Raw genomic sequence first — 14,124 nt, 5'->3', positions numbered from 1 at the left:
GACTATTTTCCTGACGCCCACTTCACCGCGTTGGTGAGAATCTGCTGATAAGGCTTCAGATCGTGGACGCGCTGATCATGACCGAGAGCAATGCCGACGACTTTTGCCTTCGGATGCTCGGTGATCCACACGCTCGGATGCGAGGCCTTGTATTTGTCACTGGGGCTCGTTTCGGCGAGAACGGTGATCTTGGCGGTGCCTGCGGGGATTTTGTCGGGCTCGGCGTTCACGTAATAGAGTTCGTCCTCGACGGTGAAGCTGGCGGGCACGCCGGCCATGATCGGATGATCGGCCTTCACGGCTTTCACATCGAAGGGATGGATCTTGTCGTGACCACGAGCGCCGCCACCAACGATCTGCGCGTTGAGTTCGGGCCAGTTGGCGAAGCCATACCAGGTGCCGGGATGCAGCATGATGATGCCTTTGCCAGCAGCGGCGAAATCGAAGAGCGCTTTACGATACGCGGCGGTGTCGAAGAACTTCCGGTTCACGCTGATGATGGCGACGTCGGCGTTCTTCAGTTCCGTGGCGGCCTGATCGCGATCTTCCGTGTAGTTCACGCTGAATCCGGCGGCCTTGAGCGTGGCGACATCGGTTTTGCCAAAGAACTCGGCGAAGTTGTGCGAGGAACCACCGCCGATGACGAGGACCTTGGTTTTGCCAGCTTCCCACACGACGGGCGCGGCGGGAACGAGCGGACCATCGCCTTTGCCGCCTTCTTTGGGACCTTGTTCTGTAGTACCGGCTTTAGCCGGATCTCCCGGACCGCCTGAAGGCGGGACTACATTACCCTTGCCCTTACCACGCGCAGGCGGAGCGGGACGCTTGGAGACATCGGCACTTCCTGCGGCGGGTCCGCGGCCTTCGATGTCGGCAGTGATCGCCGCGATGACTGGCGCGGTGCCGTTTCCTTCGGGACTTTCGAGGATGAGCGTTTTGGCGGCGCTCTTCTTAGTGAGTTCGAGCGTGAGCAAGCGCATCTGCTGGCCGTCGGTGATGCCCTCGACGTATTTGGAGCCGGGCACCTCGACGGGGCGAATGTAATCGGAGAAGTGAACACCGTTGATGAAGGTGAACTCGTCCTTCTCACCGTTTTCATAAACGACAGTTGCTTTCAGAACAGGCACTTCATCGCGAACGGCGGGCCAGCCCCAGCCGGAGATGCCGCTGAGCATCTGGATGCGTTTCGCAGCCACGTTGACGGCCACTTCGACTTTCGCGGGGAAGGTGGCGCTCATGCTGTTCGGCGGGCCGCCTTTGAGCACGATCAAATTGGCGCCGTTGGAGGCTTTCGCAGCGTCCTGGATGAAGAACGGCACGCCTTCGACTTGCACATTACCGAATTTGGCGAGACGCAGCTGACCTTGGTTCGCCGCAGGACCGGCGAAGACGCCACCACGGCTGTCGGCGGTGTAGGCATCGGCGAGGTGGATGATGCGGAACTGCTTCATCGCATCGCCGCAGATGAAGGTGAGGATGTCTCGCAAGGCCTCGGGACCGAGCGCGTCGAGTCCTTCCGGCATCAGGCTGCGACGGGTGTTCTCGCGCTTGTCGATGTCGCTCTTCGCGATCTCGCGCACGCCGACCTGCGTTGCGAGCGTGACGGTGGCGGTGTTTTCACTGGTGACGACGCCGGCAAGCGTCTCGCCCTTCTTCGTGGTGATGTTGAAGGCCCAGAAGCTCGGATCGACCTCGCGGTTCGGATCGACGATGTGAACCAGCAGTTCGGCCGGGCCGTGCGCGCCCATGCCATCGAGCGGCGGGCCGACGAGCACGCCGATGTCGCCCAGCTTGTGGCAGACCGCGCAGGCGGCGGTGAAGAGCATCTTGCCGTTCGCCGCGTTGCCCGGCTTCTCGACTTCCGGCGTGAGCTTGGCGATGATGGCGTCCTTGGCGGCGTTGTTGATCTTGAAGAGATCGTTCGCGCGTTTGGCGATCTGCTTGTTCGGATGCGAGCGCAGCCGCGCGACATCGCCGGGGGCAAATCCCTTTGGATCAATGGCTCCGGACTTTACGGCATTCAGAAGGGCGTTCGTGGCTTCGGGGCGCTTGAGGATCTCGTCAAATACCCAGCTGCGTGATTCAGGCATCAGCCCTCCATAAGCCTTGCTAAGGATTTGAGCATGAGCTTCACCACCCTGCTGTGCCAGTTCGGCAATGATGGCGTTTTTCACGGCTTCATCGACTTCAGGCTCCACCAAGCTAGAAGCAGCATTAGGATAGAGTTCGGCGGTCAACGCCTTGACGCGTAGAAGCTGCAGGATGGCAGAAGCCCTCGTTCCATGAGGACCTGAAAGGCTGGGATCGCTGGCGATCTTCTTCCACTCAACGATGCGTGTACGAACCTCGTCAGCAAGCTCGCCGGTTTTCGCCCACTGCGCTACGATGGGGAAAGCGATGGAAGCAAGATCAGGCTCAGCCAGCAGCTTCTTCAACGCCTTGGTCAGCACAGGAGTGAGCACAGGAGCTTCATTCACCTGTTGGGCAATTCCACGCAGGATAACGACTTTGATCGCATCCGACTTCGAATCGGCGTTGGCGCACGAGATGACCAATTTGTCCGCGTTGGCGGGAAGTGCGGAGGGTAACAGAGCGGTGACCAGAACTTCTGCGGAACCAGTAGCAAGCGCAGACTCAATGCACGCGACAGGCTGCTCAGCACAAGCAGCGATGAGCGCGCTGCGCGTCCAGTCATCCTGGGCTGCGGCAAAATCTTTCAGCACCTGCTGACGACCAGCATCGGTTTGCACGGCTTGCTTGGCGGTTTCGTAAGTTTTCAACGCGGCGCTGCCTTGTGTGCCTTTGGTGTCGGCAGTGTTGCGAGCCGAAACTTGCTTCGCCTCCTTGTGCTGCACCTTCCAGATGCGGCCGTAGTAGTGGTCGCGGTCGGGACGAACGGCGGCATTGGCGGGACCGTGCGTGGGACCGCGGGTGTCGTTGTGGATGACGGCCTGATTGCAGAAATCGACGACATACAGCGCGCCATCGGGACCGACACGGACTTCGATGGGACGGAACCAGAGGTTCTTGCTGCGGATGAACTCGGTCTGCTCGCGGCCGGGTTCGCGATGCGCTTTATAAGTAACGCCGTCGGGCTCGACCATGAAGTGGCTGACGATGTTCAGCGTGGGCTCGGTGACGAAGTAGCCGTAGTTCCACTTCTTGGGCCAGGCGCCGCCTTCGTAGATGGCGCAGCCGGCGCCGGCGGTGAAACTGCCGACCTGGTCGATCTGCACGTAGGCCTGCTGCTCCCAGTGCATGGCCGGATAGGTCGGCTCTTTTGGCAGCATGCCGTTCGTGCCCATGACACCGGGCAGTTTGCCTTTCGCGAGCACATACTCCGGCAGGACGACATGGATGAAGTGATTGCCGCTCGTGGGCTGCGTATAGAAAACCTGGCCGTCGGTGGTGATGTCGAGGCCCCAGGTGTTACCACCGCGCGAGGCGTATTGCTCGAAGGCGCTGCCGTCCGGCTTGAAGCGCACCACACCGGCGCCGATGGGGCCGAAGCCCTTGCTGCCGTCACCGGACTTCACGTCATCGGTGCTGGAGTAACCGTGCGTGGCATACACCCAGCCGTCGAGGCCCCAGCGCATGTTGTTGATGACGGCGTGCGTGTCGCGCGTGCCGAGGTTCGTGTAGAGCTTGGTGCGCTTGTCGGCCTTGTCGTCGCCGTTGGTGTCTTCGAAGTACCAGATGTCCGGCGCGGCGCAGACGATGACGCCGTTTTTGTAAAACACACTGCTGGTGGCGAGCTCGATCTTGTCGGCAAAGACCTGCTTCTTGTCCATGACGCCGTCGCCGTCGGTGTCGGTGAGAATGGAGACGCGGTCCATCGGATCACGGTTGTATTTGCCGGGTTCGACCGAACCGCTGTCCTTCCAGGCCTCGACATTCGCCTGACGCAGACCATTGGGATACTCGGGTGTCTCGACGACCCACAGGCGGCCTTTTTCATCCCAGTCGATGTTCATCGGGTTGTTGATGAGCGGCTCGGCGGCGACAAGCGAGAGATTGAACTCAGGATGCACTTCGAGCGCCTTTGGCAGTTCCTTCGGGCTGGGGCAGCCGCCTTCGACGTAGCGCAGCGCGTCGCCGAGTTCGTTCGGTTTGCAGAACTCGTCCACGTTCTCGCGCTTTCCGGCCCATGCGATGCCGCGCAGGATGGCGGTGCGGACGCCGTTGTGCGCGAAGTTCTTGTACCAGTGGCCGGGGATGCAGGTGAAGGCGCGATACTTGTCCTTCTCGTAGGTCCACATCTGCGGCTGGATGTCGTAGATGTTCACGCCCTTCTTTTTCGCGACGGCTTCGGCGGCACGGGCCTGCGCCTCCTTGTTGCCGCCTTTGACCTGCGGTGTGTTCGGCGTGTAGGCCGCGGCTAGGATCTTGGCCTCGGGCAGCAGGTCCATATCGTAGTAGATCTCGTCGTCGATGTCGAAGTTCGAGATGTCCTTCGTAATGGGGTTTTCGTGATCGGTGAAGTAGAGGCTCATGGGCGCCTCCAGCCACTTCGTTTGTCCGAAATGCCACGAGCCGCCGATGATCGTCTTGAACCAGTCGTGATCGCGCGAAACCGCCGCCGCATGGATGACCACCAGGCCGCCGCCACGCTTGAGGAACTCCATCAGGTTCTTGCGCTCCTCGCCGATCTTGATGTTCCCCGCCTCCTGCGCGTGCAGGATGAGCACGTCCGTCTTGTCGAGCTGCTCCTTGGTCGGAAATTCGAGCGCGCCGTCGGCCTTGGCGCCACGTTCATTGAGCATCGGCACCCAGTCCTTCAGAAACTGCGGGAAATCATGCGCGCCGGGGCCGTGGGATTTCGCGCCGGCACGGATGAAAACGCGCAAAGGCTCCGCCGAAAACGCAGAGGGCAAAGAGCTAAGGGCAAGGAGACAGAGCGAAGCGAGGATGAGGCGTTTCATGGTTGGCGCAATGGTAGGCAGAACCAACGCAAGCTGTGAAGTCCGTTTTCGCACGGTGCACTATCGGAAATGCACATGAAGCCGCCGAGGCGCCACGGCACAAAAAAACGTGCGCGGACTCAGCCTGCACGTTTTTTGTGATAGATTGTTGCTCGCGACGTGGGCGGTTACTTCGGCTGACCAGCCGGAGCGGGCGCGGGAGCCGCAGGGGCCGGAGCCTTGGCTGGTTCGGCGGCCTTGACGGGTTCCGACTTGGCCGAAACCGCAGCTTTGGAGGCCTCGGAGGGAGTCGCCTTGGCAGGCTCACCCGATTTCGCGGTCTCAGCCTTCACGGCGTCTTGAATCTTTTCCATGATCTTGGCTTTGGCGTCGTCTTCCGCCGAGTGAGCGGCAGGAGCTGCTGCAGCAGGCTTGGCGTCGCCGAAGATCTTGGGACTCTTGCTGCCGGTCTGATGACGGCTCACAAGCACCGCCAAAAGCAGGGTGAGGGCGAATAGAATGATGGCCAGATAGACCGTGAACTTCTGCAGCACGTTCGTCGTCTGGGCACCCCAGACCTGGCTGGCGGCGGCGTCACCAAAGGAGGCGCCGAGGCCTTCCTGGCGCGGACGCTGCATGAGCACGACGAGGATGAGCAGAAGGCAGACGATGACTTCGACTGCGGTGAGAATTCCAATGAAGATATCCATAAAAGGGGCGCGAATATGGGGGCACTTCCCGGCTTGGCAAGGGGGAGTTCACCTTGTTCCACGGCCGGGACAGGCGCCTCCCGGTCACGAAATGAGGTTGAACAGGGCCAAGTCGGCTCCAAGTGTCACGCTCCATGTCCGACCTCAAAGAACACCTCGCCGAACGCTGCCAGTTGGTGGACGCGGCACTGAACCGTTTCATTCCTGACGCGGCGACACGGCCCACCAACCTGCATCAGGCCATGCGGCACAGCGTGTTCGCCGGCGGCAAGCGCCTGCGGCCCATCCTCTGCCTCACGGCCGCCGAAGCCTGCGGCGGAGCAGTGAACGACGCGATCCCCAACGCCTGCGCGGTCGAATGCCTGCACACCTACTCGCTCATTCACGATGACCTGCCCTGCATGGACGACGACGACATGCGCCGTGGCGTGCCGACCTGCCACAAAGTCTATGGCGAGGCGATGGCGCTGCTGGCAGGTGACGCGCTCCAGGCTCTGGCGTTTGAACTGGTCACCAAGACCCCGATGACCACCAATCATCCCGCGGCGGTGATGGTGCTCGAACTCGCGCGCACGGCGGGCAGCCTGCACCTCGTCGGCGGACAGGTGGCGGATCTGGAGGGCGAGGGCAAAAAGCTGCCGCTGGAGGACCTGCGCTTCATTCACGAAGGGAAAACCGCCGCCCTGCTCACGACGAGCGTCAAACTGGGTGCCATGAGCGCGAATGCCAGCATGGAGCAGTTGCAGGCGCTGCACGATTTCGGCATGGCCACAGGCCTGGCCTTTCAAATCATCGACGACATCCTCGATGTGACCCAGACGAGCGAAAAACTCGGCAAGAGCGCCGGAAAGGACGTCGCATCCGAGAAGAGCACGTATCCGGCACTGATGGGCCTTGAGGCCTCGCGGGAGGAGGCACGTCGTCTCACCGAGGTCTCCCATCGTGCGCTGGACATTTTCGGCGACGCGTCCGCGCGGCTGCGCCAGCTTTCGGACTACCTGCTGAACCGGGACTATTGAGCCACAGCTACTTCGCCTTTTTCTTTTTCGGAGGCATCTCTTCGGACTTCGTCTCGATGACTTCGCCGCCGGAGGGGATGACGAGTTCATCACGCACCTGGGCGAAGGAACGGCCCTGCTGGGAGGCGTGGATATAGAGCTTCTGTTTGCGCTTCTTGAGTGTTTTGAGAACGGTCGCCATCTGCTCCTCGTCCACTTTGTCCATGAAATCGGCGAACCAGTAGATCGTGTCCGCCTCCATGACCTCCTTCGACATCAGCGCGGTCGATGCGTAGGTGATGCCGTTGAATTCGACGAAGTAGGTGTTCCGGCGCTTCTCCATCATGTCAAAGATGGCCTCCAGAGGCATGGGCTGCGCGGGATTGTATTTGAATTTTTTGCGTTCGTCTGCGGGGGTGTTGAGCGGCGTTTTGCCCTCCCAGACCTGCCAGTAGGTGCGGAATTTGTCGCTGCTGGTCGGATTGATGTCGTCGTCGATCTTGCCCTTGGGTTTGACCAGACCACAGCCGAAATAGAGGACGAGCGGGCTGCCGAAGGCGACTTTGTCCAACTCCTTGGTGACGATCGGCAGGAATTTGGTCATCGAGCGCGAGACATCCATCACCACGGCGATCTTGCGCGTGTCCTTGAGTTCTTTGCCGAACATCATGAGCGGTTTGAAGGTCATGCCGGACATGCCGCCCATCCCAAGGCCGTTGCCGAAGCCGCCGCCCGCGCCACCGGTGCCAAAACCGCCGCTGCCGAGCTTGCCACCACCCGCGAGCGACGAGACATCAGGCATGTTCAGCATGTCGGGCGGAGCTTCTGGCAGCACGAGGGAGGCGTTGATACTGGCGGAGACGAGCCGCTGCATGGGCGGTGTCTTCTTGATCACCTGCTGTCGCTTCATCTGCACCTTTTGCGCGAGATCCGCAGAGGCCTCCGCGCCCTGCTGCGTTCCCCCACCGGGAAGGAAATCGACCTGCTTTTCGAAAACTTGGGAGGCGAACACCACAAAACCCGCCAGCACGAGCAATCCCGCGTGAATCAGGATGCTCAACGTCAACGATCCGCCGCCAATCGAGCGCCACATGCGCACAAAACGGTTGGGCTGCCTGGGTGGCTGGATTTCCAGATGGGAGACCACGACGGGGACGGCCGAAGAGGCGTCCGATGTGGCAGGAGTGTCGGCGGCAGGTTCCATGGCTGGTTGTGACGGCATAACGGCCAGTGCGGCCGTTTCTTGTGCTGATTTCGGCCCGACCTACTGGGGCTGGAACAGCGAGGAGGGATCCCCCGTGACTTTCTCCGGGGGACCAAAATTCAGCAGCAGTGTCGATCCATCCCCCTGCACCACCCGGAATCCCAAGAGGCGCCTGCCGCCTGGTTCGATCTGCATGTCGAGCTGCCTGAGATACTTTTTGATCAGCAGCGGACGCGGAATCATGGCCACCGTGACGAAAGTCTTCTCCTGCTGGGTGACCCTGAGGGCGAAGTTTTGGGTGAGCGATTCGGGGTCCATCTCCCGCCCGCTGAGAAACTTCATCCACATGCGCACCCGGCTGTCGTCTGGCTTCAGGGTCTGCCAGGGGGCGTCCGCGCTTTCCTTGAGACGCACCGTTTCCTTGTCGAAGACAAGGATCATCGTGGCGGGCGACCCCAGTTCCAGACGAAATCGGCCGTCGGCCATGCGCCAGAATCTGCCGCGGGCATGGACGGGGTCTTTGAGCGCCGGCGTGGTGCGCGTCTGTTCGAAAGCCACCTTGATGTTGCCGATGTCTCTCTGAGCAACCATCCAGTCGCGAAACACAGGAGGAATGGAGGAAACGTCCGGTGCCGCCTGAACGGACAGCGTCAGACAGAGCATGATGGCGGGAACGGTTGGCAGACGAATCACGCTTCCAGCCAGACACCAGAATCGCCCCTGTCTCAAGCCCTTCGCGGCCATGTTTTCCCTTGCCCCACCCTGCAAACCGTGTTCTCTCACCCCCCAATTCAACCCCCCAAACACACACACATGAGCGAGCGTCGCGTCGTCATCACCGGCATGGGAGTCGTTTCCCCAAACGGCAACAACAAGGACGATTTTTGGAAGAACCTTCTGGCCGGCAAGAGCGGCATCCGTCGCATCCAGTCGATGGACACGGAAAAGTACGACTGCAAAATCGCCGGCGAGGTGGTGGACTTCGATCCCACGCAGTATTTCAACAATCACAAGGACGCCCGCCGCGCTGACCGCTACTTCCAGTTCGCGATGGCCGCCTCGAAAATGGCCGCCAAGGACTCCGGCTTGAATCCTGACAGCCTCGACCCGCATCGCGTCGGCGTCATGGTCGGCAGCGGTATCGGCGGTCTCGGCACGCTCGAGACCCAGTATGAGATCCTTCTGAACAAGGGCCCGGGCCGTGTCTCGCCGTTCCTGATCCCAATGATGATCACGAACATCGCCAGCGGCATGATCGCGGCGGAATACGGCTTCATGGGACCAAACATGGTCATCGTGACCGCCTGCGCGACCTCCAACAACAACATCGGTGAAGCCTGGCGCATGATCAAATTCGGTGACGCCGACGTGATGATCGCAGGTGGTGCGGAAGCGTCGATCCGTCCTTGCGGTCTGGCCGGCTTTGCCAACATGAAGGCCCTCAGCCTTCGCAACGACGATCCTGAAAAGGCGTCCCGCCCGTGGGACAAGGATCGCGACGGTTTCGTCATGGGCGAAGGTGCCGGTGTCGTCGTGATCGAAGAACTCGAACACGCCAAGAAGCGCGGCGCGACGATTTACGCCGAACTCGCCGGTTACGGCGCCACGGCTGACGCCTATCACCTCACCTCGCCGCATCCGGAAGGCCTCGGCGCCGGCAAGTGCATGGAGATGGCCCTGCGCCACGCCAAGCTCAACACAACCGACATCCAATACATCAACGCTCATGCCACCTCGACCCCAGTCGGTGACCTGTGCGAACTGCGCGCCATCAAGCGCACCTTCGGTGAGTATGCGACCAACGGTCTGCTCGTCTCCGGGACGAAATCGATGACCGGTCACCTTCTCGGCGCCGCTGGCGGCGTCGAACTCGTTGCCTCCATTTACGCGATCCAAGAACAGGTCATCCCGCCCACCATCAACGTCGAAAACCTCGACCCGGAAGTGGACGTGGACATCGTGCCAAACACCGCCCGTCCGGCGAAAGTGAACGCCGCACTGAGCAACTCCTTCGGTTTCGGCGGCCACAACGCCGCGCTGCTGATCAAGAAGTTCGAAGGCTGATCGAACGCGCGGTGATCAACATCACCGCGTAACCATCAACTCGACGTTCTTCGCGCCTTCGACAACCTCGAGGCTCCAGTCTCCCGCACCGGGCTTCTGCTCGTGTGTCGTCGCGGTGCCGTCAGCGGTCTCAAGGCCGGGCACGTCGGCGGCGCTGTAGCTGACGGTGAGTTTCACTTTGCCGAGCACAGGACCGGTCTTTTCGTCGAGTTTGAAGTTCCCGCGCATGACGCGTGCACAGGCGACGGCTGCGGAGGGATCTTCCGGTGTGAAGATGACGCTGCCCCAGCTCACAGGTGCGCCGTTGATCGTGACTTTTCCGTTGATGGCCGTGCGTTTCATTGGCTTGAGGAAGCCTTGATTGCGCAGCCAGTCGCGCAGATGGCCGCTCCACGTGCCGAGCACGGGATCACCGAGGAACAGCCCGACGCCGTGCGGGCCGGGTCGATAGATGTGCAGTTCGGCTGGCACCTTGTTTTGGCGGCAGGCCAGATAGAAGCTCACAGCGTTCTCCGCGGGCACCACGGTGTCTTCATCGGTCTGGAAGATGAAGATCGGGGGCGTGTTCGCCGTCACGCGCCGCTCGGTGCTGACATGCTTCGCAAGCTCGTCGTTGTCATTCGGACCGAGGAGGTTCTTGCGCGAGCCTTTGTGGCCGAAGTCCTCGATCATCGAGATCACCGGATACGTCGGCGCAGCCACATCGGGACGGGCGCTGACCTGATCGACCGCATCGTTCGTCATGCCTTCCGGCTTTTCATCAAACATGGTCGCCGCCATCGAGGTGAGATGGCCGCCTGCAGAGAAGCCGATGATGCCGATGCGGTTCGGATTGATGCCATAATGCTTTGCATTCGCGCGCACGTGCCGGATCGCACGCTGCACATCGATGAGCTGCGTCGGAAAATGATAACCCTGGCTGCCGAGACGGTAGTGCAGTACAAACGCGGACACGCCGAGGCCGTTGAACCACTTCGCCACCTGCGTGCCTTCGTGGTCGGCGGCAAGGCCGCCGTAACCGCCGCCGGGACACACGACAAAGGCGGCGCCGTTTGCCTTCTCCTTCGCCGCAGGCCAGACATAGACAAACGGCTGGTCCTTGTCCTCGTTTCCCTTCGCACCCGGAGCGCCGTCCGGCCAGAGACGAACCTTGGCGGGCTCGGCGTGCGCGAGGGTGGCTAAAAAGAGGGCGGCGGTGAAAAGAGAAAGCTTGTTCATGGGTTGGGAGTTCTGTTAATCCTGCCATTCCAACCCGTTCTTTCACCCGCCATGATCTCCCGCCGTCATTTTCTCTCCACGAGCCTCGGTGCTCTCAGCGTCTCCACCCTGCCAGCGATCGAACCCATCAAGCGTCCCGGCAAAAGCCGCATGCAGCTCGGTGTCGCGGCTTATTCGTTCCGCGAGTACTTCCAGTGGATGCGTGACAAGGAGCAGACAATGAAGACCGACCGCAAGCCTTGGAGCATCCTCGATTTCGTGGACTGGTGCGGCGACAACAACGTGCCCGGCGCCGAGGTAACGAGCTACTTCTTCCCGCCGGACGTTGATGAGGCGTTCCTTCTGGAACTGAAGCGTCGCGCCTACCTCCGCGGCGTGCAGATTGCCGGAACCGCGGTGGGCAATAACTTCGCCCTGCCCAAAGGAGAAAAACTCGACGAGCAGATCGCCTACACGAAGAAGTGGATCGACTACTCCGCGATCATGGGTGCTCCGCATATCCGCGTGTTTGCCGGTCCGCAGCCGAAAGACCTCACCGAGGAACAGGCGGTGGCGAACTGCCTCGAATCGTATCAGGAGTGCCTCGACTACGCAGCCAAGAAGGGCGTGTTCCTCGGCCTCGAAAACCACGGCGGCATCGTCGCCGAGCCCGAAAACCTCATCAAGATGGTGAAGGCGGCGAAGAGCCCGTGGGCCGGCATCAACTTCGACAGCGGCAACTTCCACACCGAAGATCCCTACGCCGACCTCGAGAAGATCGCGCCCTACGCTGTGAACGTGCAGCTCAAGATGGAGATCAGCCGCAAAGGCTCGAAAAAGGGCGAGGGCGAGCCCAGCGATGTGAAGCGGGTCCTGCAAATCCTCCGCGATGCGAACTACCAAGGCTGGTTCACGCTCGAGTTCGAGAAGAAGGACGATCCCTTCGTCGAAGTGCCGAAGATCTGCGACATGCTGCGGCCGTTGCTGGCCTGAGTTTGCGGTTGATGGCACCGGATTGCCGTGGTTTGCAGTTGTTGAACGAGATTCTGGGCGCAAAGCTGCTCCCGAACCTCATCACAACCGAGCTTCCCCCATGTCCGCCTCCCATGCCCCCACCGTTGTCATCGAGAATTTCTACCCCTGCCTTGAAGGCGGCCGGCACCCGATCAAACGGGTGATCGATGAGCCGCTCGACGTCTGGTGCGACATCTTCAAAGACGGCCACGATGTGATGAGCGCCGTGCTGCGCTGGCGGCTGGCGGGCACGCGGCGCTGGTTTGAATCGCCCATGAAGCCGATGGAAAACGATCGCTGGCAGGGCCAGTGCAAGTTTTCGAAGGCCGGACGCTGGGAGTATGTCGTCGAGGCCTGGGGTGACACTTTCCGCTCCTGGAAAAAGACCTTCGCCGTGCGTGTTCAGGCGAAGGATCCTGATGCACCGATCGAAGCCCAGGAAGGCGCACGTCTGCTGCGTGATGCTGGCAAGCGTGCGCGAGCCGCAGGAGTGCCTGCAGCCGCCACGCAGCTTGAAGACTGCGCGGATTTGCTGACCACCGTCGCGCCTTCGGACATCATGGATGTGCTCCAATCTGAGGAATTGCAGAGCCTGATGGACCAGTATCCCGACCGCTCGCAGTCCACCACGTCCGACACCATGCGCGCCATCGTCGAACGCGAACGGGCACGGTTCTCCGCCTGGTATGAATTCTTCCCGCGTGGCGCCGAAGGCCGCAGCGACAAGCATTCCACCTTCCGGGACTGCCTGGGGCGTCTCGATCACGCAGCGAACATGGGCTTCGATGTGATTTACTTTCCACCGATTCACCCGATCGGCATCACGGCGCGCAAAGGCAAAAACAACACGCTCACGGCACAGCCCGGCGACGTCGGCAGCCCGTGGGCCATCGGCGGACCGGCAGGCGGACATCGCGCCATCGAACCAGCGCTCGGCACGGAGAAAGATTTCGTCTGGCTGGTGAAGGAGGCGAAGAAACGCGGCCTCGAGATCGCGCTCGACTTTGCCCTCAACTGCTCCCCCGATCACCCCTACGTCAAAGAACATCCCGAGTGGTTCTACCAGCGTCCGGACGGCAGCATTCGCTACGCTGAAAACCCGCCGAAGAAGTATCAGGACATCTACCCGCTGAATTTCCACTGCGACGACTGGCGCAACCTCTGGAAGGAGCTCATCGACGTGGTGCAATACTGGGTGGACCGCGGCGTGAAGATCTTCCGCGTCGATAATCCGCACACCAAGCCCGTCGCCTTCTGGGAGGAGCTCATCGCCACCATCCAGCGCAAGGATCCGGACGTGCTCTTCCTCGCCGAAGCGTTCACCAAACCGAAGATGATGCAGGTGCTCGGCAAGGTCGGCTTCACCCAGAGCTACACCTACTTCACCTGGCGTGAGGACTGTCAGGCGCTCGCGGAGTACGCCATCGAGCTCACACGCAGTGACATGCGCTGGTACTACCGCGCGAACTTCTGGCCCAACACGCCCGACATCCTGCCCGGTCATCTACAAAACGCGGGTGCGCAGATGTTCCGAATCCGCGCCGCGCTCGCCGCCACGTTGTCCTCAAGCTGGGGCATGTACACGGGCTACGAGCTGTGCGAAAACGATCCTTATCCCGGCAAAGAAGAATACGACAACAGCGAGAAGTATGAGCTCAAGCAGCGCGACTACAACCAGCTGGGCAACATCACCGCGTTCATCCGCACCCTGAATCTCATCCGCCGCGAAAATCCGGCGATGCACCTCTACGACAACCTGAGCTTCCACGGCGCCGACCACCCGCAGATGTTGTGCTACAGCAAGGTCACGCCCGACTTCAGCAACCGCATCCTCTGCGTGATCAGCCATGATCCGCATCAGGGAGCCATAGGCATGGTACATCTCGACCTCGCGTCTCTCGGCATCGACAGCAGCCGTCCGTTCAAAGTGACCGACCTCATGCACAACCAAAGCTACGAGTGGCGCGGCGCAGACAACTACGTCGCGCTCAACCCGAACGGCGTGTCGATGCATTTGTTCAAAGTGGAGCAATGAT

At 61.0% G+C, this 14,124-nt stretch carries 9 protein-coding genes; 4 read left to right on the top strand and 5 right to left on the bottom strand.

Annotated features, from left to right (window positions below; translation table 11 throughout):
- Window positions 1-2: 2 nt before the first annotated feature.
- The gene (locus KDL09_RS13100; RefSeq protein ID WP_294385724.1) at window positions 3-4,922 is read right to left on the bottom strand and encodes a PVC-type heme-binding CxxCH protein; all 4,920 of its coding nucleotides are present in this window, start codon (window positions 4,920-4,922) and stop codon (window positions 3-5) included.
- 167 nt (window positions 4,923-5,089) lie between these two features.
- Complete coding sequence (secG, locus tag KDL09_RS13095; RefSeq protein WP_294385716.1) at window positions 5,090-5,611, bottom strand: preprotein translocase subunit SecG; 522 nt, start codon at window positions 5,609-5,611, stop codon at window positions 5,090-5,092.
- 134 nt (window positions 5,612-5,745) lie between these two features.
- Between secG and KDL09_RS13090 the strand changes: the two genes are divergently transcribed.
- Window positions 5,746-6,630, top strand: a complete 885-nt coding sequence (locus KDL09_RS13090) for a polyprenyl synthetase family protein (protein ID WP_294385713.1) — start codon at window positions 5,746-5,748, stop codon at window positions 6,628-6,630.
- Between the two features lie 7 nt (window positions 6,631-6,637).
- On the opposite strand, the gene KDL09_RS13085 is transcribed toward KDL09_RS13090, so the two are convergent.
- Window positions 6,638-7,813, bottom strand: a complete 1,176-nt coding sequence (locus KDL09_RS13085) for a hypothetical protein (protein ID WP_294385710.1) — start codon at window positions 7,811-7,813, stop codon at window positions 6,638-6,640.
- A gap of 60 nt (window positions 7,814-7,873) precedes the next feature.
- Window positions 7,874-8,506: an outer membrane lipoprotein carrier protein LolA gene (locus KDL09_RS13080; protein WP_294385707.1), complete on the bottom strand. Its 633-nt coding sequence runs from the start codon at window positions 8,504-8,506 to the stop codon at window positions 7,874-7,876.
- A 120-nt stretch (window positions 8,507-8,626) separates the two neighbouring features.
- Between KDL09_RS13080 and fabF the strand changes: the two genes are divergently transcribed.
- Window positions 8,627-9,877: a beta-ketoacyl-ACP synthase II gene (gene fabF / locus KDL09_RS13075; protein ID WP_294385705.1), complete on the top strand. Its 1,251-nt coding sequence runs from the start codon at window positions 8,627-8,629 to the stop codon at window positions 9,875-9,877.
- A gap of 21 nt (window positions 9,878-9,898) precedes the next feature.
- On the opposite strand, the gene KDL09_RS13070 is transcribed toward fabF, so the two are convergent.
- Entirely contained in the window at window positions 9,899-11,095 is a 1,197-nt protein-coding gene (locus KDL09_RS13070) for an alpha/beta hydrolase (RefSeq protein WP_294385702.1), read from the bottom strand.
- Window positions 11,096-11,146: 51 nt separating this feature from the next.
- Between KDL09_RS13070 and KDL09_RS13065 the strand changes: the two genes are divergently transcribed.
- Together KDL09_RS13065 and KDL09_RS13060 are read left to right on the top strand one after the other, a co-directional pair.
- Entirely contained in the window at window positions 11,147-12,067 is a 921-nt protein-coding gene (locus tag KDL09_RS13065) for a sugar phosphate isomerase/epimerase family protein (RefSeq protein WP_294385699.1), read from the top strand.
- Between the two features lie 100 nt (window positions 12,068-12,167).
- Window positions 12,168-14,123 (top strand): alpha-1,4-glucan--maltose-1-phosphate maltosyltransferase, encoded by a 1,956-nt coding sequence (locus tag KDL09_RS13060; protein ID WP_294385697.1) that lies wholly within the window; start codon window positions 12,168-12,170, stop codon window positions 14,121-14,123.
- The last annotated feature ends 1 nt before the right edge of the window (window position 14,124 follow it).

Origin of the sequence: Prosthecobacter sp. (assembly GCF_020439865.1) — a bacterium.
Classification (GTDB): domain Bacteria; phylum Verrucomicrobiota; class Verrucomicrobiia; order Verrucomicrobiales; family Verrucomicrobiaceae; genus Prosthecobacter.
Note: the sequence above shows the minus strand (reverse complement) of the source record. Positions and strands in the feature narration are given on the sequence as shown.

Excerpts from the sequence above, each read along its gene's own strand:
- KDL09_RS13100 (WP_294385724.1), bottom strand. The coding sequence starts at position 4,922 with ATGAAACGCCTCATCCTCGCTTCGCTCTGTCTCCTTGCCCTTAGCTCT.
- secG (WP_294385716.1), bottom strand. The coding sequence starts at position 5,611 with ATGGATATCTTCATTGGAATTCTCACCGCAGTCGAAGTCATCGTCTGC.
- KDL09_RS13090 (WP_294385713.1), top strand. The coding sequence starts at position 5,746 with ATGTCCGACCTCAAAGAACACCTCGCCGAACGCTGCCAGTTGGTGGAC.
- KDL09_RS13085 (WP_294385710.1), bottom strand. The coding sequence starts at position 7,813 with ATGGAACCTGCCGCCGACACTCCTGCCACATCGGACGCCTCTTCGGCC.
- fabF (WP_294385705.1), top strand. The coding sequence starts at position 8,627 with ATGAGCGAGCGTCGCGTCGTCATCACCGGCATGGGAGTCGTTTCCCCA.
- KDL09_RS13070 (WP_294385702.1), bottom strand. The coding sequence starts at position 11,095 with ATGAACAAGCTTTCTCTTTTCACCGCCGCCCTCTTTTTAGCCACCCTC.
- KDL09_RS13065 (WP_294385699.1), top strand. The coding sequence starts at position 11,147 with ATGATCTCCCGCCGTCATTTTCTCTCCACGAGCCTCGGTGCTCTCAGC.
- KDL09_RS13060 (WP_294385697.1), top strand. The coding sequence starts at position 12,168 with ATGTCCGCCTCCCATGCCCCCACCGTTGTCATCGAGAATTTCTACCCC.